Source organism: Thermococcus sp. M36 (assembly GCF_012027355.1).
GTDB lineage: Archaea > Methanobacteriota_B > Thermococci > Thermococcales > Thermococcaceae > Thermococcus.
Genome location: NZ_SNUH01000133.1, coordinates 1 through 494 on the forward strand (window position 1 = coordinate 1; position 494 = coordinate 494).

At 30.8% G+C, this 494-nt stretch carries 1 protein-coding gene; it reads left to right on the forward strand.

All coding sequences use genetic code 11. The annotated features are described in order from the left end of the window. Nucleotides 1-115 precede the first annotated feature (115 nt). A partial coding sequence (locus E3E36_RS11665; RefSeq protein ID WP_206203661.1) for a hypothetical protein occupies nt 116-494 on the forward strand: 379 nt, incomplete at its 3' end.

The window sequence follows — 494 nt, forward strand, 5'->3', positions numbered from 1 at the left end:
ATATTTTTATGCAGCTTAATTGTTCTTATGGGCAAGTGTAAAAGCTTAGCTAACTTTTTATCTTTTTGTAAATGTTCAATATGCTTCATTAAAACAAATTAGCAATTTTGAGTGAATGAAGAGAGAAATTCTGATAACGAAAGATGGCAGCCAAACCATTGCTATAGCCGAAATGAATGTTACTTACCATAGCATTCATGGTGCAATGCAGGAAAGTAAACATGTTTTTATTGAAACAGGTTTAATGCCTTTTATTCAATTACAAGAGTATGCTGTTATCAGTATTTTTGAAATGGGCTTGGGTACCGGTTTAAATGCTTTACTTACTTATGAAGCAGCCGAACAATTAAAACAAAAGATTGATTATACTTCAATAGAATTATTTCCTCTGCAGGTTGAAGAATACCAAAATTTACAATATGCAAATAAAAAAATGCTTCAACAATTACATGCATACAAATGGGAGCGGGATATTATGTTGAGTGATTATTTTT